The organism is Sinorhizobium prairiense (genome assembly GCF_029201645.2).
Taxonomy (GTDB): domain Bacteria; phylum Pseudomonadota; class Alphaproteobacteria; order Rhizobiales; family Rhizobiaceae; genus Sinorhizobium; species Sinorhizobium meliloti_A.
This window is the reverse complement of the sequence record NZ_CP104131.1, coordinates 139,790-165,018: the sequence shown is the minus strand read 5'-3', so window position 1 is coordinate 165,018 and position 25,229 is coordinate 139,790. Positions and strand designations below refer to the sequence as shown.

Here is a 25,229-nt window from a genome sequence, read left to right as displayed (position 1 = left end):
GCGTCTCCCTTTTCCGCAGGGCAGCATGCCCGGTCGATCTTCTTCGAATGATCGGAAGAGACGAGTGACGGCGTGGAAAATTCCCTCCGTCGGATTATTTTTCCGAAAGCCGACGGTGCCGCGACTTATCGGGCGCTCAGCCGACGCAGGGTTGGCGCATCACCCCGAGGCTGGCGATGAGCCCCCCTCCCTGGCGCTCCCCTTCGCTCGCGAGCTTCAGGGAACCGGCGAGAAGGGCGAAGCGGGCTTCGTCCATGCCTCGGGCGACGAGCAGGAAGCTTTCGGCGCCGCCCGACCAGGAGGCGTGAAGAAGTCCGCCTTCGCTCGACAAGTCGAATTCCTGTCTCGCGTCGGGGCGAGTGAATCGAAAAAGGCTCAGCCGGCAACCGGAGCGGCCGACATACCCCGTATGCAGGGCGGCCTTGCCGTCCACGGACGTGTCGCGCACGAAGGCGGGCGTCAAGCCGGCTGCGGTCATTTCCGGTGCAAACAGGTCCCAGGGCGCGGAAGCCGGAAGCACCGGCGGCGCTATTGAGCCCCCGACCCATGCAGCATGTTCCAGAGCGGCGTCGCGAACCGCCGCATCCACCGGCCCTCCCGGCGCCCTCGCGACCCCGAACCAGGTCGCCGCGAAGACCAGTAGCGTGACGCACGCACCCGCAGCAAACGACAGCATCCATCTACTCACCGGCCGCGGACGAGGCACGGTGACCACGACGATTTCCGGAGCCATCCCAGCCACCGCGGCCTTGACCTCCGACAGCTTCGCCGCGTGCCGCGCGACGGCCTCGTCGGACGCGATCAGACGCGCGACGCGCGACGCTTCCTCCGGCTCGAGCTCACCGTCGACATAGGCACTCAAGATTTCGGGATCGATCTCGTTTTCCGTCATTTTCGGCCTTCTCGTTGCCGGGTGAGCTGGACGACGTTGGCCTCGCCGAGCTGCGCTGCCAGTGCCCGTCTGGCCCGGCTGACGCGGCTCATGACGGTACCCTTGGGTACGGCGATCATCATTGCCACTTCCTCGTAACTGAAACCGGATATATCGACGAGTGCAAGTATCTCCCGGTGTTCCGTGCTAAGCCGGGTAAACGCCTGGCGCACGGAAAACGCATCGACCAGCACGGTTTCCGGCGCGACCGGCGCGGGCACCAGATCCGTGATGAACTCCTGTTCCAGGTCGGACCGGCGGCGGCGAGAACGGGACTGATCGATCCAGATGTTGCGCAGGATGGAGAACAGCCATGCGCGAAACGCCGGCTCCGTTTCGAGCACGTTTCGCGCATCCAAGGCGCGGGCGATGCACTCCTGGAAAATATCCTGTGCTCCGTCGCGATCGCGCGAAAGCGCGACGGCATAAGCGAAAAGCCGCGCATAATGCGGTTCCAGTCTCCGTTCAACGCGCGAGCGCATGATACCCGACATGACACCCGATCAGGGCTGCTCGCGTTCCCGCCTCGATTCTTCCGGTTCGTCCCATTTTTCCTCCGCGGCGTAGAGACGAGCGAGTTGCCCCGCTTATTCCATGATGCGCTCCCTCCGTTCGCGATTTCTCGGCGCGCTTGCCGCCCCATCAGGTCAGTGCGAGCAGATCTGCCCGCAGACGTTGCGCGCCGCCCTCCCCCAGACCTTCGTCGAGCGCTTCATGGGTTGCCTCCCAGATCGGCAGGGCTTCGGCGAGCAGCCGGCCGCCCTCCGCCGTCAACCGCACGCGTTTCAGACGCCTGTCGCCAGGGTCGGCGAACGACTCTACAAGCCCTCGTCGCTCCAGCGGCTTCAGCGCCGCCGTCAAGGTCGTGCGGTCCATGGCGAGCACGGCGGCAACCGCGCTCATGCTCGGCGGGTCCGGCCGGTTGAGCGACATCATCAGCGAGAACTGACCATTGGTAATCTCGAGCGGCCTCAGCGCCTCGTCGAACCGGCGGGCGAGCGCCCGGGCGGCGCGCTGGACATGCAGGCAGAGGCAGGTGTCCCTGACGAAGAGCGTGGTGGAAAAAGGGATCGGCAGCGGCTTTGACATAAAATAGTAATGTTGATATCAACATAATTAGTCAAGCGCCGGCGTGAGGCGCGCGCAAAGGAAGCACGGAAGGATCCTTCGGCCGCTGAGCGGCGCTTCAGCGCCGGCGAAGGGGACGGCTGTGCACGACCATGGGAGGGAATCGTGAAAATAGAGCCTCAGGAAGAACACCGATGGCTGGAACAGCTGCTCGGCGAGTGGACGGTCACGTCGGAGGATTCGACGGGAAGCGGCGAGGACAGCCAGCCCTGGATCGAAAACGTCCGCTCGATGCACGGTCTCTGGGTCGTGTGCGAGGGACAGGGCATCATGCCCGGGGGAGCCCCGGCCAGACTTTGATGACGCTCGGCTACAATCCCGACACCAAGCGTTATCTCGGCACCTGGATAGGATCCATGATGACGCATATGTGGGTCTATGACGGCGTGATCGAGGACGACGGGAAGACGCTTGCCCTCAATTGTGAAGGCCCCGATTTCGAAAATCCCGGCAAGACTGCACGATATCAGGATAGAATAACGCTCATCGACGCGAACAGCCGAACCCTTACGGCCCGCGTCCAGACCGAAAGCGGCGACTGGAAAGAAATGATGCGCGCGGAATACCGCCGCCGCTAGAGAGGAATCGAGGAAAAGTGCGCGCGGTTTTCCGCCCGCATTGCGCGCTGACTTACAGGCGATCACGTTCACGATTTCAGGTCGACCAACGACATGAAGCGCGTGCGGACGGACCGGAACTAGCCTTCGATTGCGTTCGCGTCCCCCACGCGACCGTCCGTCGCCAACCGCAACGACACATCCAGAACAACCGGAGGACCGACAATGCATGGGAAATTCGTCTGGTACGAACTGATGACGACGGACATGAAGGCGGCGGAAGCCTTCTACAGGGACATCGTTGGCTGGAGCGCGCGCGACGCGGGAGTGCCCGGCATGAACTACACGCTCTTTTCCTCCGGTGACCACCAGGTAGCGGGTCTCATGACGATGCCGGAAGGTGCGCTCGACATGCAGATACCGCCGGCATGGCTCGGCTATATCGCGGTCGACGATGTCGACGAGACCGCCGCCAAACTCGCCGCCGAAGGCGGAACGGTCCATCGAGCGCCGGAGGACATTCCGAATATCGGCCGCTTCGCGATCGTGACCGACCCGCACGGCGCCGCCTTCGCCCTCTTCAGGGGCGACGGCGATCCGCCACCGGCCATGGAGCAAATGGCTGCCGGCAATATCGGCTGGCACGAACTGATGGCCGGCGACCTCGACACGGCCTTCAGCTTCTATTCCAAGCTGTTCGGCTGGACCAAGGACCAGGCGATGGATATGGGCGAGATGGGCATCTATCAGATCTTCGCCCATAATGGTCAGCCGATCGGCGGGATGATGACCAGACCGAGAGAGGTTCCCAATCCTTTCTGGCTCTACTACTTCAATGTCGAGGCGATCGACGCGGCAATCGACCGGGCGCAATCCGGCGGCGCGAAGCTGTTGATGGGTCCGATGGAAGTGCCCGGCGGAGCGTGGATCGCGCAGTTCACCGACCCTCAAGGGGCGCTCTTCGCGCTGGTCGCGCCGAAACGCTGAAGGTTGGAGCCTCTCGAAATGCGGGAAGGCGGCGAACATCTTCGCCGCTGTCCTGCTCCGGCGATCATCTCATGCCGGTGCCGGTACCGGCGAAGTCCGGCGCTTGCCCGCGTCCTGCCCCGGCGTGACGCGGGCATGGCGGGCGAGGAAATCAAGGACGGCGCGGACGCGCGCAGGCAGAGCGCCGCCCTGGCCGAGATAGACCGCGTGAACCTCCTCGAGATCGCCCGGATTAAGGTCTTCCAGAACCGGCACGAGCCGCCGGGCGCTGACGTCTTCCCTTACGGTGAACTCCGCAAGCCGTGCCAGCCCGGCGCCGGCAAGCGCCAATTGGCGCAACCCCTCGCCATCGCTCACCTGTACCGCCCCTGAGGCCGGCAGCACCACCGTTTCCCCGCCTCTCCTCAACGGCCAGCCGTCGACGGCGCGCGCGTAGCAGAAGCCGAGCCGCTCATGCTCCTTGAGCTCCTCGATCGACGACGGCATTCCGTACCGTTCTATGTAGGACGGTGCCGCCACGATCATCATCCGCGTCGCCCCGAGCTTGCGCGCAATCAGCGTCGAGCTCTTCAGCGGCCCCGCGCGGACAGCCACGTCCGCGCGCGCCTCCATCAGGTCCACGACGGCGTCGGTCATGACGATGTCGAGGCTGACGGCAGGAAAATGCGCCCGGAACTCGGGCACCAGCGGCATCAGGACGTGGGTGCCGAACGATGCGTTGACGTTCAGCCGGACCCGGCCGACAGGGCTCTCGCCGGCCGATGCAGATCGCTCAGCCTCGTCGATATCGGCGAGGATGCGCACCGTGCGGTCGTAGAATGCATGTCCCTCCGGCGTCAGCTGCAGCTTTCGCGTCGAGCGGTTCACCAGCCTCACGCCAAGCCGCTCCTCGAGGCGCAGCACGAGCTTGCTGACGGCCGAAGGCGTCATCCGGTAATGGCGGGCGGCAGCCGAAAATCCGCCAAGCTCCACCGCCTTCGCAAAGATTTCCATTTCGCCCGAGCGATTGACCGAGGGTCTCGACATATGAATTCAGCTCACAGATAATATTCCCGGCGACAGTCTATATCCAAAGCGAGTACAGCTCCATCTTCATGTGACTGATTGATGAGCAAGAGTGGAGCTGCAGCTATGGAATATCGACGGCTTGGTTCCTCGGGACTGAAAGTACCGGTCCTCAGCTTCGGAGCGGGCACCTTCGGCGGCAAAGGGCCGCTCTTCGGCGCCTGGGGCAGTACGGATGCGTCCGAGGCGCGCCGCCTCGTCGATATTTGCCTGGAGGCAGGCGTCAATCTTTTCGACACGGCAGACGTCTATTCCGACGGCGCTTCGGAAGAGGTTCTTGGCGCCGCGATCAAGGGCCGGCGCGACGACGTCATTCTGTCGACGAAGCTGTCGCTTCCTGTCGGCGAAGGACCGAACGCCGCCGGCTCGTCGCGCTCGCGCCTGATCAGCGGTGTGGAAAAGGCGCTGAAACGGCTCGGAACCGACTATATCGACCTGCTGCAACTGCACGCCTTCGATGCCGGAACGCCCGTCGAAGAGGTGCTGTCGACCCTCGACACGCTCGTGCGCTCGGGCAAGCTGCGCTATGTTGGCGTTTCCAATTTTTCCGGCTGGCAGCTGATGAAATCCCTCGCCGCCGCCGACCGCCACGGATATCCGCGCTACGTCGCCAACCAGGTCTATTATTCGCTGGTCGGCCGCGATTACGAATGGGAACTGATGCCGCTCGGTCTCGATCAGGGCGTCGGCGCACTCGTCTGGAGCCCGCTCGGCTGGGGGCGGCTCACCGGCAAGATCCGCCGCGGCGAGCCCTGGCCCGAGGGCAGCCGCCTGCACGACACCGCCGCCTTCGGGCCGCCGGTCGACGAGGAAAAGCTCTACGACGTCGTTGAGGTTCTCCATGCCATCGCGCAGGAAACCGGCAAGACCGTTCCGCAAATCGCCATCAATTGGCTTCTCCAGCGCCCGACCGTTTCGAGTGTCATTATCGGCGCGCGCAATGAAGAGCAGCTCAGACAGAACCTCGGCGCCGTCGGCTGGTCGCTCACCGCCGAGGCGGTTGCCCGGCTCGACGCGGCGAGTGCGACGACCGCCCCCTACCCTTACTTCCCCTATTACCGGCAGGAGGGCTTCGCGCGGATCAACCCGCCGGTCGTCTGAAGAAACGGGACATGCACGCAAGCGGCGAAGCCGGCAGCTCCAAACGGGCCTGCCGGCCATCTGCCGAAAGCTTCGCCAGCGAAACATTCCATATTTGTGATACATGGTCGAATCGAAATCGGCGGTTCAGCCGATGATGTTGCGCGAGCGGGGCGTCCGGCAGGAGTTGGAATGGCGAAGAGGCAGGCGGCAGGGCCGGAACAGATGAGCCGAATCGAGGGCGGCCCGGCCTTTGGCTATCGCGCCTTGCCCGGCGTCGCCGACGAAATGCTCGACGCGCGCGGCAACGTCCGGCCGGTATGGCAGCGACTGCTCGCGACGCTCGGCCGCATGGACGAGACGGATCTTGCCAACCGCTTCGCCCGCGCGGACCGGTATCTGCGCGATGCCGGAGTCTTCTATCGCGCCTACGGCAAGGAGAATTCCGAGCGCGGCTGGCCGCTTTCGCACATTCCCGTGTTGATCGACGAGGCGGAATGGGCCACGGTTTCCGCCGGCCTCGTTCAGCGGGCCGAACTGCTCGAGCGGGTGCTTGCCGACGTCTATGGTGAGAACCGGCTGGTCAAGGCCGGCCTTCTGCCCCCCGCGCTCATCGCTTCCAATCCGGAGTTCCTGCGCCCGATGGTCGGTCTCGAACCGGCGAACGGACATTTTCTGCACTTCTGCTCCTTCGAGATCGGACGCGGCCCCGACGGAAACTGGTGGGTGCTTTCCGACCGGACCGAGGCACCCTCCGGCGCCGGCTTTGCGCTCGAGAACCGGGTGGCGACGACGCGCGCCTTTTCCGACCTCTATGCAGAAAGCCATGTCCATCGCCTGGCTGGATTCTTCGGGGCCTTCCGCGACACGCTGCAGGGGCACAAGCAGCATGCGGACGACCGCATTGCCGTGCTCTCGCCGGGCTTCGCCAACGAGACCTATTTCGAGCATGCCTACATTGCCCGCTATCTCGGTTTCATGCTGCTCGAGGGCGAAGATCTGACGGTTGTCGGGGGACGGGTCATGGTGCGCACGGTGGCCGGCCTGAAACCCGTCGGTGTGCTCTGGCGCCGCCTCGACGCATCGTTTGCCGATCCGCTGGAACTCAATCGATCCTCGCATATCGGCACCCCGGGTATCGTCGAGGCGCTGAGGGCCGGCTCCGTTTCGATCGTCAATGCACTCGGATCCGGTATCCTGGAAACGCGTGCCTTCCTGGCTTTCATGCCGGCGATCTGCCGTCATCTGCTCGGCGAGGAGCAGAAGCTGCCGTCGATCGCCACCTGGTGGTGCGGACAGGAAGCCGAACGGCGGCATGTCGCCGGCAATATCGAGCGCATGGTCATCGGCCCGGCCTATTCGACGCGGCCCTTCTTCGACGACGAAGGCCAGTCGGTACTCGGCGCCTCCTTCCGCGAAAGCGCCGGGACCTCCGTCGGCGAATGGCTGGCCGCGGACGGCGGCAAGCTGGTGGGCCAGGAGGCCGTTACGCTGTCGACGACGCCGGCCTGGGTGCTTGGCCGGCTCACACCTCGACCGATGAGCCTCCGGGTGTTTGCCGCGCGCACGCGCGACGGCTGGCAGATCATGCCGGGCGGCTTCGCTCGCATCGGCTCCGGCGATGACGTGGCGGCAATAGCGATGCAGGCCGGCGGCACTGCCGCCGACGTCTGGATCGTGAGCGGCAAGCCCGTTGACCGCACGACCTTGCTTCCGGCGGAGGAGAGCTTCACCCGAAACCTGCCCGGCAGCCTGCCCAGCCGGGCTGCGGACAACCTCTTCTGGCTCGGCCGCTATATAGAAAGGGCGGAAGGCGCCCTTCGGGTTCTGCGCGCCTGGCACGGGCGTTTCGCCGAATCCGCCGATGCGAACATGCCGCTCCTGAAGGACGTGAGCGACTACCTCGCCGTACTCGGAATCAACACCGGAGAGCCGGTACCGGACAGCCTGCTTTCCAGTATCGACAGCGCCCTTTTCAGCGCCGGGAACATCCGCGACCGCTTCTCGCCGGACGGGTGGCTCGCGCTCAACGACCTCTCCAGAACGGCGCGGAAGTTCCACGCGACCGTTCAGGCGGGCGACGACGCCACGCACGCGATGACGGTCCTTTTGCGAAAACTCGCCGGCTTCGCGGGCCTGGTGCACGAAAACATGTATCGCTTCACGGGATGGCGGTTCCTGTCGATCGGACGCTATCTCGAACGCGGCCTGCATATGACGGGACTGCTCGGCCACATGTCCGGCCCGGAGGCTCCCGACGGCGCCTATGACATGCTGCTGGAGATCGGCGACAGCGTCATGACGCACCGCCGGCGCTACAACGTCAACACGGCGGCACCGACGGTCACCGACCTTCTGGCGCTCGATCCGCTCAATCCGCGCTCGGTGCTTTATCAGCTCAACGAGATCAAGAAAGAGGTCGAGCTTCTGCCGAATGCCTTCGTCAACGGGCAGATGTCACCGTTCTATCGCGAGACGATGCGGCTTCATTCCGGGCTTGCGATCATGACGCCGGAGCAGATGGATATGGCCGTCTACAGGCGCCTGATGCAGGATCTCGAACGGCTGTCCGAACTGCTGGCGCAGACCTATCTCGGCTGAAGGAGATGGCTGCCGTGCTCTACGACATCAGCCTGAAGATCACCTACGGTTACGAAGCTCCGGTAAGCGGCGGAAGACATCTCTTACGTGTCCTGCCGGTATCCATTCCCGGGCGGCAACGTCTTGTAGCCGGATCCGTGACTTGCCAGCCGGTGCCCTTCGAACGCCGGGAAGGCAAGGATTTCTTCGCCAATCACACGACGTCGATCCTGTTCCGCTCCGTGCATGACCATCTCGTCATGCGGATGCAGGCGCGTGTCCAGGCCGAGGCGCCGGCGCTCACGGCCGACCTCTCGCCTCCGCTCGGCAGTCTTGCGTCCGAGCTTGCCGCCTGCTGGTCGGTCGACTCCGAATCCCCACATCATTTCCTGGGTCCGAGCCCGCTCCTTCCCGCCGTGCCGGAGATCGCCGCCTATGCCCGCGCGATCGCCGGCAACGCTATGACGGTCGAGCAGATCGGAGCCGCCGTCTGCGATCGCATCCACCGCGACTTCGCCTACGACCCCGCCGCGACCACCGTGAGCACCACCCCCGGCGAGGCCTTCGAGCTGAAGCGCGGCGTCTGCCAGGACTTCGCCCATGTGATGATCGTGGCGCTGCGCAGCCTCGGGATCCCCGCCGGCTATGTCAGCGGGTTCCTGAGAACCCTGCCGCCGCCGGGCCGGGACCGGCTGGAAGGCGCCGACGCGATGCATGCCTGGGTCCGCTTCTGGTGCGGCACCACGGGCGGCTGGATGGAGCTTGATCCTACCAACAATATTCCGGCCGGCATCGACCACATCGTCGTCGGCCATGGCCGCGACTACGGCGATGTCGCCCCTGTGATCGGGGTGCTGAAGGGCTACGGCCGTCACACGACGGAGCAGGCCGTCGACGTCGTACCCGTCGGCTGACCCGAAACGGCACATATGTCCTGCTTCGGCACGGCCGCACCGGGCGAAATTCCATTAGTAGCCATGGGTTTTTCAGGAGCTTCGCTAAAATTCAATCGATTTCCTGAACTTGAGAGCAAGGTATCGCCGCTAATTGTCGCCCTGGGCTTGCAATGTATTTGCTGGGGTGTTCACAGATGCGAAGACGTTCAATCATAAGCCGATCCTTCTTGGCGATGCTGCGCGATCGGGGCGGCAATTTCGGAATGATGACGGCGCTGCTCGCGCCACTGCTCCTGGCCGTGGGCGGCGTGTCCGTCGATGTCGCCAACATGCTGATGACAAAGAACCAGCTTCAGGACGCAACCGACGCGGCAGCGCTCGCGGCGGCTTCCGCGCTCGTATCCGATGCGAAACCGGACATCGAAGAAGCGAAGGCGATCGCACGCAAGTTCCTGAAGACCCAGACGGCAGTGGCCTCCGCGACGGACATGCCGGGCGAGGAACAGCAGGTTGGCACCCGCCAGGCTTCGGAGAGCGAGGGACCGGCGGCCGCCGCACCACAATGGGACGACATCAACACGACGGAGATCAATATCGCCGCGACGGCGAACGGCGCGAAGGGGATGTCGTTCCAGGTCACGGTCGCCAACAAACACCGCCTCCAGCTCAATGCGATGACACGCTTGCTCGGCCAGGAGTCGGTCGAGATCGAAACTCAGTCGACCGCCGAGAGCGCAACGGAGAGCAAGAACGCCCTGTCCATGTATCTGGTGCTCGACCGCTCCGGTTCGATGGCGTGGAAGACCAACACGGTCAACACGGCAAAGGCGAAATGCCAAAACTACACGGAAGCGAACTGGAGCACGTATCCGGACCTGAAGGCGACCAGCCCCTGCTACGTCACCAAGGTCGACGCCTTGAAGGCAGCCGTCGCCGACCTCCTTCGCCAGCTTGTGACGGCGGACCCGGAATCGATCTATGTCCGTACCGGCGCGGTTTCCTACAACTCCGCTCAGGACACGGCGAGCGGTCTCTCCTGGGGCACGAAGGGTGCAGCCGACTATGTCAACGCCCTCGTGGCAACGGGCGGAACTGCCTCCGGCAGCGCCTTCAAGACCGCCTACCAGAAGGTGACAGCCCTGACCGAAGACAGCGCGCACGGCGCCAGGAACGGACAGGTGCCGACGAAGTACATCGTCTTCATGACCGACGGCGAAAACAACTACGCCAATGACGATACCGTCACCAAACAATGGTGCGACACGGCCAAGGCGAGCAAGGTTCAGATCTACAGCGTAGCTTTCATGGCGCCGGACCGCGGCCAGAAGCTGCTGAAATACTGCGCCTCGTCCTCCTCGCATTATTTCGAAGCGGACGAGGCGTCCGATCTGGTCGCCGCCTTCAAGGCGATCGGCGAACGCGCCTCTGCACTGGCTTCCCGCCTGACGAAATGACCCGGGCGTCCCGCTGAAGTGCCGCCCGGTCCTGCCGGGCGGCCTTGATGTTCAACTGCTGCCGGAAGCGGGGGCTGACAAGCATCTGCTGTTTTAATCCTTTTAAAAACACCTGTTGCAAGCGCTTCGGATCGATGCATAAATTGCCCTTGAACCTGGTCGGTTCCGACCTGGGGCTTTCCGAAATGCAATAAGGGTATGACAGTTCTCATGATGACTCGGCTCTCAACCACCGAACTGCCGCAACCCGCCCTCAGATCCTCGGAACCCAGCCAGCTTGCAGTCGAGATCCTCGAGCGTCTGAAATACCGCATCGGCAAGGACCCGAAAGTCGCCAAGCCGCACGACTGGCTGACGGCCGCCATCCTCGTGGCGCGTGACCGCATCACCGACAAATGGATGGACTCCACCCGCAAGACCTATTCGACCGGCGCCAAGCGCGTCTACTACATGTCGCTCGAGTTCCTCATCGGCCGTATGATGCGCGACGCGATGACGAATCTCGGCCTCATGGACGAGATGCGCGATGCGCTCGCCTCGCTCGGCGTCGACATCGACGTGGTTGCGGCTCTGGAGCCGGATGCGGCACTCGGCAATGGCGGTCTCGGCCGCCTCGCCGCCTGCTTCATGGAATCCATGGCGACCGTCGACGTGCCTGCATACGGCTATGGCATACGCTACATGCACGGCCTTTTCCGTCAGCAGATGGCCGACGGCTGGCAGGTCGAGCTGCCGGAGACCTGGCTCGCTCACGGCAACCCCTGGGAATTCGAGCGCCGTGAAAGCTCCTACGAGATCGGCTTCGGCGGCAGCGTCGAAACGGTCAACATCGACGAGGAAGTGCAGCGCTACGTGTGGAAGCCGGCCGAGCGCGTTATCGCCACTGCCTTCGACACGCCGGCCGTGGGATGGCGGGCAACGCGCGTCAACACGCTTCGCCTCTGGGCCGCGCAGCCGATCGACCCCATCCTGCTCGACGCCTTCAATGCCGGCGACCATATCGGGGCTCTGCGCGAAAGCAACAAGGCGGAAAGCCTGACGCGCGTGCTCTATCCGGCCGACGCCACTCCGGCCGGCCAGGAACTCAGGCTCCGGCAGGAATATTTCTTCTCCTCCGCCTCGCTCCAGGACATCCTGCGCCGTCATCTGCAGCAATATCCGGACTTCACGTCGCTGCCGGACGCCGTCGCCATCCAGCTCAACGATACGCATCCGGCAGTCTCCGTCGCCGAGCTGGTGCGTCTCTTGACCGATGTCCACGGGCTCGATTTCGAACAGGCCTGGGACATTTCTCGGCGGACCTTCTCCTATACGAACCACACGCTGCTGCCCGAGGCGCTCGAGAGCTGGCCCGTTCCCCTCTTCGAGCGGTTGCTGCCGCGCCACATGCAGATCGTCTACGCCATCAACGCCAAGATCCTGATCGAGGCACGCCGGGAGAGGCACGCGACGGACGAGGCGATCCGCAACATCTCGCTGATCGACGAAACGGGCGACCGGCGCGTGCGCATGGGCAATCTCGCTTTCGTCGGCTCGCACTCGATCAACGGCGTATCGGCTCTCCACACCGAACTGATGAAGGAAACGGTCTTCGCCGACCTTCACGGGCTCTATCCGGACCGCATCAACAACAAGACAAACGGCATCACCCCGCGCCGGTGGCTGATGCAGTGCAATCCGGGTCTTTTCGGCTTGATCCGGGAGGCGATCGGCGACGAGTTCATGGACAATACCGAGGCGCTTCAGGCCCTCGACGCCTTTGCCGACAAGGCGGATTTCCAGGAGCACTTCGCAGCCGTCAAGCGCGCCAACAAGGTGCGGCTGGCAAAGCTGGTCCAGGCGAATCTCGGCATCCGGATCGATCCCTCGGCGATGTTCGACATCCAGATCAAGCGAATCCACGAATACAAGCGGCAGCTGCTGAACCTCATCGAAGCGGTGGCGCTTTACGACCAGATCCGCTCCCATCCGGAGCTCGACTGGGTGCCGCGCGTCAAGCTCTTCGCCGGCAAGGCGGCACCGAGCTATCATAACGCCAAGCTGATCATCAAACTTGCCAATGACATCGCCCGCGTCATCAACAACGATCCGGCCGTCCGCGGGCTCTTGAAGGTCGTCTTCGTCCCCAACTACAATGTGTCGCTTGCGGAAGTGATGGTGCCGGCGGCCGATCTCTCCGAGCAGATCTCGACGGCGGGCATGGAAGCCTCGGGCACCGGCAACATGAAGTTCGCGCTCAACGGAGCGCTGACCATCGGCACGCTCGATGGCGCCAATGTCGAAATGCGCGACTGGATCGGTGAGGAAAACATCAAGATCTTCGGCATGACCGCCGAGGAGGTGGGCAAGGCGCGAGCGGAAGGACACAATCCGCGCGCCGTCATCGAAAATTCGCGCGAACTCTCGCAGGCGCTCGATGCGATCGCTTCCGGCGTCTTCTCGCCCGACGACCGCAATCGCTTCTCCGGCCTCGTGGACGGTCTCTACAACCACGACTGGTTCATGGTTGCAGCCGATTTCGAGGCCTATGCCAAGGCCCAGCGCGAGATCGACCAGCTCTGGACCACCCCGTCCGCCTGGTATTTGAAGGCGGTCCGCAACACCGCCCGCATGGGCTGGTTCTCGTCCGATCGCACGATCCGGCAATATGCCGGAGAGATCTGGAGAGCCGGATGACGGTTCCGCCCGGCAAGGACCCAGCCCCCGCCCCGTCAGGCATGCTGCCAGCGCCGGAAATCGCGGCAATACTTTCCGGTACCCACAGCGACCCCTTCTCCGTCCTTGGCGTTCATGCCGCCGGCAAGACCTATGTCGCCCGGTGCTTCGTGCCGGGCGCGGACACGGTGGTCGCGGAAACGCTCAGCGGCAAGGAACTCGGCACGCTCGAGCGGCGCGACGAGGCCGGTTTCTTCGAGGGTCCGGTGGCGCTGCGCAAGGAGCAGCCCATCCGCTACCGCGCCCGCAACGACGGCGGCGAGTGGACCGTCATCGATCCCTACAGCTTCGGCCCCGTGCTCGGGCCGATGGACGACTATTATATCCGCGAGGGCTCGCATCTTCGCCTCTTCGACAAGATGGGCGCGCACCCGATCAGCCATGACGGCGCCGAAGGCTTTCACTTCGCCGTCTGGGCGCCGAACGCCCGCCGCGTGTCCGTGGTCGGCAGTTTCAACGACTGGGACGGACGCCGGCACGTCATGCGCCTGCGCGCCGACACGGGCATCTGGGAGATCTTCATTCCCGGCGTGCCCGTAGGCACGCCCTATAAATACGAAATCGTCGACAGCAATGGCACGCTGCTGCCGTTGAAGGCCGACCCCTTTGCCCGACGCTCGGAGCTCAGGCCCGACACGGCTTCGATGACCGCAGGCGAGATCGCCCAGGACTGGGAGGACGAGGCGCATCGTCGTCATTGGGCCGAGATCGATCCGCGCCGCCAACCGATCTCGATCTACGAGGTCCATGCCGCCTCATGGCAGCGCCGCGACAATGGCGACATGCTCACCTGGGACGAACTGGCGGAAAGGCTGATCCCCTATTGCGTCGATATGGGCTTCACGCACATCGAGTTCCTGCCCATTTCGGAATATCCCTATGATCCGTCCTGGGGCTATCAGACCACGGGTCTCTATGCGCCGACCGCACGCTTCGGCGAGCCGGAGGGCTTTGCCCGTTTCGTCAACGGCTGCCATAAGGTGGGGATCGGTGTCATCCTCGACTGGGTGCCGGCGCATTTTCCGACCGACGAACACGGGCTTCGCTGGTTCGACGGCACCGCGCTTTACGAGCATGCGGATCCGCGCCAGGGTTTCCATCCCGACTGGAACACGGCAATCTACAATTTCGGCCGTCAGGAGGTCGTCGCCTTTCTGGTCAACAACGCTCTTTACTGGGCGGAAAAATTCCATGTCGACGGCCTGCGCGTCGATGCGGTCGCCTCGATGCTCTATCTCGACTATTCGCGCAAGCATGACGAATGGGTGCCGAACGAATATGGCGGCAACGAAAATCTCGAGGCCGTGCGTTTCCTGCAGACGTTGAACACCCGCATCTACGGCATTCACCAGGGCGTACTGACCATCGCCGAGGAATCGACGTCCTGGCCGAAGGTCTCGCACCCGGTGCATGCGGGCGGGCTCGGCTTCGGCTTCAAGTGGAACATGGGTTTCATGCACGACACGCTGCAATATCTCTCGCGCGAGCCCGTGCACCGGAAGTTCCACCACAACGACATGACCTTCGGGCTGCTCTACGCCTTCAGCGAGAATTTCGTGCTGCCGCTTTCCCATGACGAGGTCGTCCACGGCAAGGGGTCGCTGATCGCCAAGATGGCCGGCGACGACTGGCAGAAATTCGCCAATCTCCGGGCCTATTACGGCTTCATGTGGGGTTATCCCGGTAAGAAGCTCCTTTTCATGGGACAGGAATTCGCCCAATGGCGCGAGTGGTCCGAGGACCGCGGCCTCGACTGGAATCTGCTCGAATACAATCTGCATGAGGGGATGCGCCGTCTGGTGCGCGACCTGAACGGCACCTATCGCTCGAAGCCGGCGCTGCATGCGCGCGACTGCGAGGGCGACGGCTTCGAATGGCTGATTGCCGACGACCGCGAAAATTCCGTCTTCGCCTGGCTCAGGAAGGCGCCCGGAGAAAAGCTGGTCGCCGTCGTCACCAACTTCACTCCGGTTTACCGGGAGCATTACGACATACCGCTTCCCGTGGCAGGGCGCTGGAAGGAAGTTCTCAACACCGACGCGGAAATCTATGGAGGCAGTGGCAAGGGCAACGGCGGCGCGGTCCAGGCAGAGAAGAGAGCGAACGGAGAGACAATCGCCACCATCACGCTGCCGCCTCTGGCGACGCTGATGCTGGAGCAGGATTAGAGCGTCCCGCCCGACGGGGACTGGCTCGACGGGCGGAACAGGAGGAAATCGTTTGGGCGCGAGGCGTCGAAGAGACGCCAAGCAGTCCCCGAAATGATTTTGGGGAGGAAAAATGGTGGAAAAACGTACGCAACCCCTGGCCCGTGATGCCATGGCCTATGTTCTCGCCGGCGGCCGCGGCAGCCGGCTCAAGGAACTCACCGACCGGCGTGCGAAACCTGCCGTCTATTTCGGCGGAAAGGCGCGGATCATCGATTTCGCGCTTTCAAATGCGCTGAATTCCGGCATCCGGCGCATCGGCGTCGCCACGCAGTACAAGGCCCACTCGTTGATCCGGCACCTCCAGCGCGGCTGGAACTTCTTCCGGCCGGAGCGTAACGAGAGCTTCGATATCCTGCCGGCGAGCCAGCGTGTCTCCGAAACGCAGTGGTACGAAGGCACCGCCGACGCGGTCTATCAGAACATCGACATCATCGAGGACCATGGCGTCGAATACATGGTGATTCTCGCCGGCGACCACGTCTACAAGATGGACTACGAACTGATGCTGCAGCAGCACGTCGATTCGGGCGCCGACGTGACCGTCGGCTGCCTGGAGGTGCCGCGCATGGAGGCGACGGGCTTCGGCGTCATGCATGTGGACAATGCGGACCGCATCATCGCCTTCGTCGAAAAGCCGGCCGATCCGCCGGGGATCCCCGGCAATCCGGACATGGCACTCGCGTCCATGGGCATCTACGTGTTCCACACGAAATTCCTGATGGACATGCTGCGTCGGGATGCCGCCGATCCCAAATCGAGCCGCGACTTCGGCAAGGACATCATTCCCTACATCGTCGAACACGGCAAAGCGGTGGCCCACCGCTTCACCCATTCCTGCGTCCGATCCGACTTCGAGCGCGAGGCCTATTGGCGCGACGTCGGCACCATCGACGCCTATTGGCAGGCCAATATCGATCTCACCCATATCACGCCCGAGCTCGACATTTACGACAGCACCTGGCCGATCTGGACCTTCTCTGAAATCAAGCCGCCGGCCAAATTCGTCCATGACGACGAGAACCGCCGCGGCTCGGCCACGTCCTCGCTCGTATCGGGCGATTGCATCATCTCGGGTGCCGCTCTCAACAGGAGCCTGTTGTTCACCGGCGTCCGGGTGAATTCATACTCCAGACTCGAAAATGCCGTAGTTCTCCCCGACGTGACGATCGGTCGGCATTCGATTCTGCGCAATGTCGTCATCGACAGCCGCGTCGTCATTCCGGAGGGCCTGGTCGTCGGTGACGATCCGGAACTCGATGCTAAACGCTTCCGCCGCACGGAGAGCGGCGTTTGCCTGATCACGCAAACGATGATCGACAAGCTGGGAATGTAGCCGCGTATGAACATCCTGTCAGTTGCGTCCGAAGTCTACCCGCTGGTGAAGACGGGGGGCCTCGCCGATGTCGTCGGCGCGCTGCCCTCCGCACTTCTCCCGCATGGTGTGCGGACGCGCACGCTGGTGCCCGGCTATCCCTCGGTGCTGAAGAAGCTGAAGAAGAAAAAACGGTCGGCCGCTTCGACAACCTCTTCGGCCATCCAGCCACGGTGCTTGCCGCCGAGGTCAACGGGATGGACCTGCTGGTCCTCGACCAGCCCGCTCTCTATGCCCGGGACGGTGGCCCTTATCTTGATTCGACCGGGCGGGATTATCCCGATAATTTCCGGCGCTTCGCCGCGCTCTCGCTGGCGGCTGCGGAGATCGCGGGGAACGGCATCATCTCCAACTGGAAGCCGGACATCGTTCACGTCCACGACTGGCAGACGGCGCTCACCCCCGTCTATATGCGCTTCGGCCCGGCGCCGGACCTGCCGACGGTGATGACGATCCACAACATCGCCTTTCAGGGTCAGTTCGGCGCCTCGGTGTTCCCGGAACTGGCGCTGCCGCCGGATGCCTTCTCCACGCAATTCGTCGAATATTATGGAGATGTCGGCTTCCTCAAAGGCGGCCTTCAGACGGCAAGCGCAATCACGACGGTCAGCCCTTCATACGCGCAGGAAATCCTGACGCCCGAATTCGGCATGGGTCTTGACGGGCTCCTGTCGAGCCGTGTCGCGGACCTGACGGGCATCGTCAACGGCATCGACGGAGACACGTGGGACCCGCAGACGGACCCACACCTTCCGGCGCATTACGGGCCCGGCACGCTCAAACGGCGCGCCGGCAACCGCAAGGCGCTGGAAGAGCGTTTCGGCCTCGAAAAAGGTCCGGGGCCGATCTTCTGCGTCATCAGCCGCCTCACCTGGCAGAAGGGCATGGACCTCGTCGCCGAAGCCGCCGACGATATCGTGGCTCTCGGCGGCAAGCTCGTCGTGCTTGGCTCCGGCGATCCGGCGCTGGAAAGCGCGCTTATGGCAGCCGCGTCGCGCCACCGCGGGCATATCGGCATGGTGACCGGTTATGACGAGCCGCTGTCGCATCTCATGCAGGCGGGCGCCGATGCGATCCTCATTCCCTCGCGTTTCGAGCCTTGCGGCCTGACGCAGCTCTATGGCCTGCGCTATGGTTGCGTTCCGGTCGTGGCCCGCACCGGCGGTCTCACCGACACGATCATCGACGCCAACGAGGCGGCGCTGTCTGCGAAGTGCGCGACCGGCTTTCATTTCCTGCCGGTGACCACCGACGGGCTAAAACTTGCGATCCGGCGCGTCCTGCGCGCATACAATGAACCCAAGCTCTGGGCACGCCTGCAGAACCAGGGCATGAAATCCGACGTTTCCTGGGCCAAAAGCGCGGAACGCTACGTCTCGCTTTACTCCGCTCTTCTCGCGAAAGGCTAAACAGATGACAAGAACCGTCTCGACCAACCCCTATGGGGACCAGAAACCCGGCACCTCGGGCCTGCGCAAGAAGGTCCCGGTATTCCAGCAGAAGAACTATGCCGAGAACTTCATCCAGTCGATTTTCGACTCGCTCGAGGGCTTCGAAGGCCAGACGCTGGTGATCGGCGGCGACGGCCGCTATTACAACCGCGAGGTCATCCAGAAAGCCGTCAAGATGGCGGCGGCGAACGGCTTCGGCCGCGTGCTCGTCGGCCGCGGCGGCATCCTCTCGACGCCAGCCGCATCCAATATCATCCGCAAATACAAGGCCTTCGGGGGCATCGTGCTTTCGGCAAGCCACAATCCCGGCGGGCCGACCGAGGATTTCGGCATCAAGTACAATGTCGGCAATGGCGGCCCGGCTCCCGAAAAGGTGACGGATGCGATCTTCGCCCGAAGCAAGGTGATCGACAGCTACAAGATCGCCGACGCGCCGGACGTCAATCTCGATGTCGAAGGCAGCCAGCAGGTCGAGGACATGACCGTGACGGTCATCGATCCCGTGGCCGATTACGCCGAATTGATGGAGAGCCTGTTCGACTTCGATGCGATCCGCAAGCTGATCGCCGGCGGCTTCCGTGTCGTGTTCGACGCGATGAGCGCGGTCACCGGGCCCTATGCCAAGGAGATCATCGAAAAACGGCTCGGCGCCCCGAAGGGCTCGGTCATGAACTTCATACCGCTGCCCGACTTCGGCGGCCATCATCCGGACCCGAACCTCGTTCACGCCCGAGCGCTCTACGAGACGATGATGGCGCCGGACGCCCCGGATTTCGGCGCCGCGTCCGATGGCGACGGCGACCGGAATTTGATCATCGGCAAGGGAATCTTCGTCACTCCGTCCGACAGCCTCGCCATGCTTGCCGCCAATGCGCATCTGGCGCCGGGCTATGCCAAGGGACTTGCCGGGATCGCTCGCTCCATGCCGACGAGCGGCGCGGCCGACCGTGTCGCCGAAAAGCTCGGCATCGGCATCTATGAGACGCCGACCGGCTGGAAATTCTTCGGCAACCTGCTCGACGAGGGCTTGGCGACGATCTGTGGCGAGGAAAGCGCCGGCACCGGATCGAACCATGTACGCGAAAAGGACGGGCTCTGGGCCGTGCTGCTCTGGCTCAACATCCTCGCCGCGCGCAAGGAAAGCGCACTCGAAATCGCCCGCAAGCACTGGGCGACCTACGGCCGCAACTATTATTCCCGGCACGACTACGAAGAGGTCGACACCGATGCGGCCAACGGCCTGGTTGCCGCGCTCCGCGACAAGCTCGCCGCGCTGCCCGGCAAGAGCTTCGGCGCGCTCACGGTCGAGACTGCCGACGATTTCTCCTACCACGATCCGGTCGACAAATCGGTCAGCAAGAACCAGGGCATCCGCATCCTCTTCGAGGGCGGATCCCGCGTCGTCTACCGCCTGTCGGGCACGGGGACGTCGGGGGCAACGCTGCGCGTCTATATCGAACGCTACGAGCCGGATCCGGCGCGCCACGATCTCGATACGCAGGAAGCGCTTGCCGATCTGATCGCCGTTGCCGACGAGATCGCCGAGATCAAGGAGCGTACCAACCGCGACCAACCGAGCGTAATCACCTGAGGGTGCTGTACCAAAGCGCCACTTCCTGCGCCCCCTCTTACCCCCCTCTGCCCTGCCGGGCATCTCCCCCACAAGAGGGGAGATCGCCTCGTGGCAAACCCATGCGATACTAGACTTCGAAAGAGGCCCCCATGCCGACGACCGGAATTTCACCTCTCGGCGTGACGCGCACACCCGACGGGAGGCGCTTTGCGGTCTGGTCGCACAATGCCGCCCGCATCGATCTCTGCCTGTTCGACGAAGCGGGCGACACCGAACTCAGCCGCCTGCCTATGCTGCGCGAGGGCGACGTCCACAGCATCGCGCTGCCCGACATAGCTGCCGGCACCCGCTACGGCTTTCGCGCCGACGGGGTCTACTCGCCGGACCATGGGCTTTGGTTCGATCCGTCGAAACTTCTGGTCGACCCCTATGCGGTGAGGCTCGACCGGCCCTTTCGCCACGACCAGCGGCTGACGGTCTTCGGCGAAGAGACGGCGCACCTCGTGCCGAAGGCCATCGTGACCGAGGCAAGACCGCTGGAGCCGAAGCCGCCGCTATTTCAGGCCGGGGGACTGATCTACGAGATTGCAGTCAAGCCGTTCACCATCCTTCATCCGGACGTGCCGGAAAGGAAGCGCGGCACGGTGGCTGCTCTCGCCGAACCCGTCGTCATCGATCACCTTACGAGGCTCGGCGTTTCCGCGGTCGAACTCATGCCGATCACGGCCTGGATCGATGAGCGGCACCTGCCTCCGCTCGGTCTCCACAATGGCTGGGGCTACAATCCGATCGCGCCGATGGCGCTCGATCCACGCCTGGTGCCGGGCGGCATCGAGGAGTTGCGCATGACCGTGGAGGTCCTGCACGAGGCCGGCATCGGCGTCGTCCTCGATCTCGTCTTCAACCACTCCGGAGAGAGCGATCGCTTCGGTGCCACGCTTTCGATGCGCGGGCTCGACAACCTGACCTATTATCGCCACGCGACGGGCCGCCCGGGCGAGCTCATCAACGACACCGGCTGCGGCAACACGATCGCCTGCGACCATCCGGTCGTCCAGCGTCTGATCCTCGACAGCCTGCGCCATTTCGTCCTTGCCGCCGGCGTCGACGGCTTCCGCTTCGACCTCGCATCGATCCTCGGCCGCGACATGGGCGGCTTCCGCCGCGATGCCGCACTCTTCTCGGCCATCTGCGCCGACCCCGTCCTTTGCGACCGCGTGCTCATCGCCGAGCCCTGGGACACCGGCCCCGGCGGCTACCAGCTCGGCAATTTCCCCCATTCCTTCCTCGAATGGAACGACCGTGCCCGCGACGACATCCGCCGCTACTGGCGCGGCGACCGGCACGCGATCGGCGTCCTTGCAACCGCGCTCGCCGGCTCCTCGGACAGCTTTTCCCGCTGGGGCGAGACGGCCACGCGCAGCGTCAACTTCATCGCCGCCCATGACGGCTTCACGCTGATGGATCTCGTTTGCTACGCCCGCAAGCACAATGAGGCGAACGGTGAAGGCAATCGGGACGGCCACGACGAGAACTTCTCGTGGAACAACGGGGCCGAGGGTCCGATCGACGATCCGGAGATCGCCGCCTTCCGGCAACGCGATGTCATGGCGCTCCTCGGCACGCTCTTCACCTCGCGCGGCGCAATCATGCTGACGGCCGGGGATGAAGGCGGGCGCAGCCAGGGTGGCAACAACAACGCCTATGCGCAGGACAATGCCGTGACCTGGCTCGACTGGAGCAAGCTCGACGGCAAGCTCGTCGAGCATACCGCCAGGCTTTCCGCAATGCGCCGGCGCTTCTCGGTCTTCGGCGAGACCGGGTTCTTCACCGGCAGCGGCGACGTCGCCTGGCTGCGCCTCGACGGGGATCCGCTTGCGGTGGAGGATCGGGAGCATCCCGCAACCGACAATCTCGTCGTGATGCTCGCGACCGACGACCGCCGTCAGGGGCGCCCAACCCGACTTGCGGTGGTCATCAACCGCAGCCACTCGCCGCACCCATTCCGCCTGCCTTCGAGCCTTGAGGGCGAATGGCGCGACGCACTCTCGGACCTCAGCGCACCATCCTTCGCGCCGGCCCGTTCGGTCACCTTTCTCGCCGAGGTTTTCGAGAGCGCTCCGAAGAAAAGGGTCTGACGGTTTTCTGCCCGGAAGTGCCCGGCTCCAGAGAGTTGGATGGTTTCGCTGTTTCAAGAAAACAGTGAACCATCTCAAGGCTTAGGACCACTTGCTAGACCTTGCCGAGCCGGCCTATAGATCAGCGGGGGAGCCCCGTTTTCAGGAAAATCATATGCCGCAGGATATTTCACTTTCCGATATCAAGGATCTGATCGGCAAGGAGCTCGGCGTCTCCGACTGGATCACCGTGACGCAGCAGACGATCGACCGTTTTGCCGAGGCGACGAGTGACTTCCAGTTCATCCATACCGACCCGGTGCGCGCCGCGGCGGAGACGCCTTTCGGCGGCACCATTGCGCATGGTTTCCTCTCGCTGTCGCTGCTTTCGGCGATGAACTACAATTGCCTGCCCAAGATCCGCGAGCAGACGATGGGCATCAATTACGGCTTCGAGAAGGTGCGCTTCGTGGCGCCGGTCAAGAGCGGCGCGCGCGTGCGCGGCCGCTTCACCATGGCAGACGCACGCTTCCGCGGGGCCGGCATGCTGATGATCACCTATGACGTCACGGTCGAGATCGAAGGCGAAAGAAAGCCCGCCCTGACAGCCACCTGGCAGACGATCATCCAGTTCGACCCGAAGGATCGGCCGGACGATGTCTGAGGGGAGACCGGACGGGACCCACGTTCGCCATGCCTTCCGCGGCCAGGCGAAGTCCTGTGACGAGCTGGGATCGCCATTTACGGCCCGCCTCTGCCGTCTCGTCGCCGAGCGGATCGATGCGGGCTCGCCGGTGGGCGAGCGTGTTCTCGGCTGGTCGGGCGACCCGACTTCGAAGGGCGATTCCGTCGCGCTCCGCCTTGCCGGTGCTCTGCACGCGCTGGTTCTGTCCGGCCGCAGCGCGGCCCTCGGCGCGTGTTATCCGCCGAACCGGACGGACGACGACGCTCTCTGGCAGGCGATCGCTCGGGCTATGGAGCGGGAAGCCCCCTTCATCCTCGACCGTCTCACCTCCGCGCCGCAGACGAACGAGGTGCGCCGCTCGGGCGCCCTGCTTCCCGGTTTCCTCACCGTGGCACAGCTTTTCGGGAAGCCGTTGATCCTTTCCGAGATCGGCGCCAGCGCCGGCTTGAATCTCCATTGGAACCGCTACCGCTACGATCTCGCGAACAGCCATTGGGGCGATGCAGCCAGCCCCGTGAGCATAGCCCCCGAGTGGTCGGGAGCAGCGCCGCCTCTGCGACCCGTCGAAGTGATCGAACGCGCCGGCTGCGACATCAACCCCCTCGATCCGGCCGATAGCGAGGATCGGCTACGGCTCCTCTCCTACGTCTGGGCCGATCAGCAAGACCGGATTGACCGCACGCGGCAGGCGCTGGAGCTTGCCGCCTCCCAAAGGAGCCTTGTCGAGCAGGCGGACGCGATCGACTGGCTGAAAACACGGCTGGCGCGCGTCCATCCGGGCGCTGTCCACGTCGTCTATCATTCGATCGCCTGGCAGTATCTGCCGGAAGCTGCGCGGGAAGAGGGCGAGGCCCTGATCGCTGCCGCCGGGGCGACCGCGACATCCGAGGCCCCGCTTGCCCGTTTGCAGATGGAAGCCGACGGACAGGCGCCGGGTGCCGCATTGTCATTGCAGATTTGGCCGAAGGGCGAAAGGCATCTCGTCGGCCGCGCCGACTTCCACGGACGCTGGATCGCCTGGCAGGGATGGCCGGCGGACGGCTGACCCTGTGGCGGCCGTATCAGAACGTGATCACGTGGCGTATCACGCGGCCCTGGTCGAGAAGATCGAATGCCTCATTGATCTCCTCCAGCGGTCCGGTGCTCGACAGCAGCCGGTCGACCGGCAGCCTGCCGCGTTCGTAGAGCGCAATGAAACGCGGGATATCGCGGGAGGGCACGCAGCTTCCCATGTAACTGCCGCGCACGCTACGCTCTTCCGCAACCAGGCTCACCGCGGGGATCGCGATCTGGCTTGAAGGATGGGCGAGCCCTGCGGAAACCGTCAGCCCGCCTCGCCGCGTAATTCGATAGGCGAGCTCGAAGGCTTTTACGGAGCCGGCGGCCTCGACCGCATGGTCGACGCCGCCGCGGGTCGCCTGTCGGACAGTCTCGGCCACATCCGGATCGGCTGCAAGGAACGTGTCCGTCGCGCCCAGCGCGCGGGCAAGCTTCAGCTTGTCCTCGGCGAGATCGATCGCGACGACGCGCTGGGCGCCGGCGGCAACGGCACCCAGAAGGGCTGCCAATCCCACCCCGCCCAGCCCGATGACGGCAACGGATTCGCCCGGCCGAACCCGGCACGTATTGACGACCGCTCCGACGCCGGTCAGCACCGCACAGCCGAACAGCGCCGCCTCTACCATCGGCAGGTCCGTCTCGATCTTGACCGCGGAATGGCGCGAAACCACCGCATAATCGGCAAATCCGGAGACGCCGAGGTGATGGTTCACGGGGACGTCGCCGCAATGCAGCCGGCGTTCCCCCGAAAGCAGCGTGCCCTTGCCGTTTGCTTCCGCTCCGGGAACGCATAGCGCCGGCCGGCCTTCCGCGCAGGGGAGGCAATGGCCGCAGCTCGGCATGAAGCTCATCACCACCCGGTCTCCCGGGACGATGTCACCTACGCCGCTTCCGACCGCTTCCACGGTGCCGGCGGCCTCGTGGCCGAGCGCCATCGGCACCGGCCGCGGCCTGTCGCCGTTGATGACCGAGAGGTCGGAGTGGCAGAGTCCGGCGGCGCCGATCCTCACCAGCAACTCGTCCGGTCCCGGCGGATCGAGATCGATCGTTTCGATCGAGAGCGGCCTCGTATGGGCATAAGGCCTTCCGACCGGTGACTTCCTCAGCACCGCCGCACGCGTCTTCAAGCTCGCTCCTCCCGTTCCCGAATCCCGGTTCGACCGGCAGAACTTAGCGCGATCGCTCCTGAGGAGGAAATGCCCCTCATCCGGCTGCCGCAACCTTCTCCCCGTTTTACGGGGAGAAGGAACATGCGGGCACCGCCTCGTCCTCTTTCCAGGGCGGCGAAGAGGACTGGAGCTTGCCGCGAGTCACCTTCGCCCGGCGGGGATAGGGTGGCCGGCAGGCCGGATGAGGGGCCGGAAATTGC

17 protein-coding genes and 2 pseudogenes are annotated in these 25,229 nt (G+C 64.1%); 14 read left to right on the top strand and 5 right to left on the bottom strand.

Translation table 11 applies throughout. The features are described 5' to 3' along the window. Positions 1–136: 136 nt before the first annotated feature. The 3 genes from N0Q91_RS03435 to N0Q91_RS03425 all read right to left on the bottom strand — a co-directional run bounded on the left by N0Q91_RS03435 (position 137) and on the right by N0Q91_RS03425 (position 2,020). Positions 137–892 (bottom strand): anti-sigma factor family protein, encoded by a 756-nt coding sequence (locus tag N0Q91_RS03435; RefSeq protein ID WP_275597344.1) that lies wholly within the window; start codon positions 890–892, stop codon positions 137–139. After that, positions 889–1,425 (bottom strand): RNA polymerase sigma factor, encoded by a 537-nt coding sequence (locus tag N0Q91_RS03430; protein ID WP_275597343.1) that lies wholly within the window; start codon positions 1,423–1,425, stop codon positions 889–891. Before N0Q91_RS03430 ends, N0Q91_RS03435 begins: the two co-directional genes overlap by 4 nt. Positions 1,426–1,573: 148 nt before the next feature. Then, the gene (locus N0Q91_RS03425; protein WP_275597342.1) at positions 1,574–2,020 is read right to left on the bottom strand and encodes a MarR family winged helix-turn-helix transcriptional regulator; all 447 of its coding nucleotides are present in this window, start codon (positions 2,018–2,020) and stop codon (positions 1,574–1,576) included. A gap of 144 nt (positions 2,021–2,164) precedes the next feature. Here N0Q91_RS03425 and N0Q91_RS03420 point away from each other — a divergent pair. Further along, positions 2,165–2,637: pseudogene (locus N0Q91_RS03420) on the top strand (DUF1579 family protein). 204 nt (positions 2,638–2,841) lie between these two features. Then, positions 2,842–3,603 carry a VOC family protein gene (locus tag N0Q91_RS03415; RefSeq protein ID WP_275597341.1) on the top strand — a complete coding sequence of 254 codons (762 nt, stop codon included), beginning with the start codon at positions 2,842–2,844 and terminating at the stop codon, positions 3,601–3,603. A 69-nt stretch (positions 3,604–3,672) separates the two neighbouring features. Here N0Q91_RS03415 and N0Q91_RS03410 read toward each other — a convergent pair whose 3' ends face one another. After that, positions 3,673–4,629, bottom strand: coding sequence for a LysR family transcriptional regulator (locus N0Q91_RS03410; RefSeq protein ID WP_275597340.1), 957 nt, complete (start codon positions 4,627–4,629; stop codon positions 3,673–3,675). Positions 4,630–4,734: 105 nt separating this feature from the next. On the opposite strand from N0Q91_RS03410, the gene N0Q91_RS03405 reads away from it, so the two are divergent. The 12 genes and pseudogenes from N0Q91_RS03405 (at position 4,735) to N0Q91_RS03350 (ending at position 23,846) form a co-directional block, all read left to right on the top strand. Next, entirely contained in the window at positions 4,735–5,769 is a 1,035-nt protein-coding gene (locus N0Q91_RS03405) for an aldo/keto reductase (RefSeq protein ID WP_275597339.1), read from the top strand. A 171-nt stretch (positions 5,770–5,940) separates the two neighbouring features. Further along, positions 5,941–8,349, top strand: a complete 2,409-nt coding sequence (locus tag N0Q91_RS03400) for a circularly permuted type 2 ATP-grasp protein (RefSeq protein WP_275597338.1) — start codon at positions 5,941–5,943, stop codon at positions 8,347–8,349. Between the two features lie 5 nt (positions 8,350–8,354). After that, complete coding sequence (locus N0Q91_RS03395) at positions 8,355–9,242, top strand: transglutaminase family protein (RefSeq protein WP_275597337.1); 888 nt, start codon at positions 8,355–8,357, stop codon at positions 9,240–9,242. 176 nt (positions 9,243–9,418) lie between these two features. After that, the gene (locus tag N0Q91_RS03390; RefSeq protein WP_275597336.1) at positions 9,419–10,678 is read left to right on the top strand and encodes a vWA domain-containing protein; all 1,260 of its coding nucleotides are present in this window, start codon (positions 9,419–9,421) and stop codon (positions 10,676–10,678) included. A gap of 198 nt (positions 10,679–10,876) precedes the next feature. Then, positions 10,877–13,354 (top strand): glycogen/starch/alpha-glucan phosphorylase, encoded by a 2,478-nt coding sequence (locus N0Q91_RS03385; RefSeq protein ID WP_345774897.1) that lies wholly within the window; start codon positions 10,877–10,879, stop codon positions 13,352–13,354. Continuing rightward, complete coding sequence (gene glgB, locus N0Q91_RS03380) at positions 13,351–15,561, top strand: 1,4-alpha-glucan branching protein GlgB (RefSeq protein WP_275597334.1); 2,211 nt, start codon at positions 13,351–13,353, stop codon at positions 15,559–15,561. Before N0Q91_RS03385 ends, glgB begins: the two co-directional genes overlap by 4 nt. Before the next feature lie 112 nt (positions 15,562–15,673). Next, on the top strand, positions 15,674–16,936 hold the full coding sequence (gene glgC / locus N0Q91_RS03375; RefSeq protein WP_003533906.1) for a glucose-1-phosphate adenylyltransferase: 1,263 nt from the start codon (positions 15,674–15,676) through the stop codon (positions 16,934–16,936). Between the two features lie 6 nt (positions 16,937–16,942). Further along, positions 16,943–18,384 (top strand): annotated as a pseudogene (glgA, locus tag N0Q91_RS03370) (glycogen synthase GlgA). Between the two features lie 4 nt (positions 18,385–18,388). Further along, entirely contained in the window at positions 18,389–20,017 is a 1,629-nt protein-coding gene (locus N0Q91_RS03365; RefSeq protein ID WP_275597333.1) for an alpha-D-glucose phosphate-specific phosphoglucomutase, read from the top strand. A 131-nt stretch (positions 20,018–20,148) separates the two neighbouring features. Next, on the top strand, positions 20,149–22,137 hold the full coding sequence (gene glgX / locus N0Q91_RS03360) for a glycogen debranching protein GlgX (RefSeq protein WP_275597332.1): 1,989 nt from the start codon (positions 20,149–20,151) through the stop codon (positions 22,135–22,137). 154 nt (positions 22,138–22,291) lie between these two features. Then, positions 22,292–22,780: a MaoC family dehydratase gene (locus N0Q91_RS03355; RefSeq protein WP_018096729.1), complete on the top strand. Its 489-nt coding sequence runs from the start codon at positions 22,292–22,294 to the stop codon at positions 22,778–22,780. Further along, positions 22,773–23,846: a DUF2332 domain-containing protein gene (locus N0Q91_RS03350; RefSeq protein ID WP_275597331.1), complete on the top strand. Its 1,074-nt coding sequence runs from the start codon at positions 22,773–22,775 to the stop codon at positions 23,844–23,846. Before N0Q91_RS03355 ends, N0Q91_RS03350 begins: the two co-directional genes overlap by 8 nt. Before the next feature lie 16 nt (positions 23,847–23,862). Here N0Q91_RS03350 and N0Q91_RS03345 read toward each other — a convergent pair whose 3' ends face one another. Then, positions 23,863–24,987, bottom strand: a complete 1,125-nt coding sequence (locus tag N0Q91_RS03345) for a zinc-dependent alcohol dehydrogenase family protein (protein ID WP_275597330.1) — start codon at positions 24,985–24,987, stop codon at positions 23,863–23,865. Positions 24,988–25,229: the final 242 nt, after the last annotated feature.

What these genes read in the sequence shown, in the direction of transcription:
- N0Q91_RS03355 (WP_018096729.1), top strand. Translation starts at nt 22,292, where the DNA reads ATGCCGCAGGATATTTCACTTTCCGATATCAAGGATCTGATCGGCAAG.
- N0Q91_RS03415 (WP_275597341.1), top strand. Translation starts at nt 2,842, where the DNA reads ATGCATGGGAAATTCGTCTGGTACGAACTGATGACGACGGACATGAAG.
- N0Q91_RS03390 (WP_275597336.1), top strand. Translation starts at nt 9,419, where the DNA reads ATGCGAAGACGTTCAATCATAAGCCGATCCTTCTTGGCGATGCTGCGC.
- glgC (WP_003533906.1), top strand. Translation starts at nt 15,674, where the DNA reads ATGGTGGAAAAACGTACGCAACCCCTGGCCCGTGATGCCATGGCCTAT.
- N0Q91_RS03350 (WP_275597331.1), top strand. Translation starts at nt 22,773, where the DNA reads ATGTCTGAGGGGAGACCGGACGGGACCCACGTTCGCCATGCCTTCCGC.
- N0Q91_RS03435 (WP_275597344.1), bottom strand. Translation starts at nt 892, where the DNA reads ATGACGGAAAACGAGATCGATCCCGAAATCTTGAGTGCCTATGTCGAC.
- N0Q91_RS03395 (WP_275597337.1), top strand. Translation starts at nt 8,355, where the DNA reads ATGGCTGCCGTGCTCTACGACATCAGCCTGAAGATCACCTACGGTTAC.
- N0Q91_RS03365 (WP_275597333.1), top strand. Translation starts at nt 18,389, where the DNA reads ATGACAAGAACCGTCTCGACCAACCCCTATGGGGACCAGAAACCCGGC.
- N0Q91_RS03400 (WP_275597338.1), top strand. Translation starts at nt 5,941, where the DNA reads ATGGCGAAGAGGCAGGCGGCAGGGCCGGAACAGATGAGCCGAATCGAG.
- N0Q91_RS03425 (WP_275597342.1), bottom strand. Translation starts at nt 2,020, where the DNA reads ATGTCAAAGCCGCTGCCGATCCCTTTTTCCACCACGCTCTTCGTCAGG.
- N0Q91_RS03430 (WP_275597343.1), bottom strand. Translation starts at nt 1,425, where the DNA reads ATGTCGGGTATCATGCGCTCGCGCGTTGAACGGAGACTGGAACCGCAT.
- N0Q91_RS03385 (WP_345774897.1), top strand. Translation starts at nt 10,877, where the DNA reads ATGACAGTTCTCATGATGACTCGGCTCTCAACCACCGAACTGCCGCAA.
- N0Q91_RS03410 (WP_275597340.1), bottom strand. Translation starts at nt 4,629, where the DNA reads ATGTCGAGACCCTCGGTCAATCGCTCGGGCGAAATGGAAATCTTTGCG.
- N0Q91_RS03405 (WP_275597339.1), top strand. Translation starts at nt 4,735, where the DNA reads ATGGAATATCGACGGCTTGGTTCCTCGGGACTGAAAGTACCGGTCCTC.
- glgB (WP_275597334.1), top strand. Translation starts at nt 13,351, where the DNA reads ATGACGGTTCCGCCCGGCAAGGACCCAGCCCCCGCCCCGTCAGGCATG.
- glgX (WP_275597332.1), top strand. Translation starts at nt 20,149, where the DNA reads ATGCCGACGACCGGAATTTCACCTCTCGGCGTGACGCGCACACCCGAC.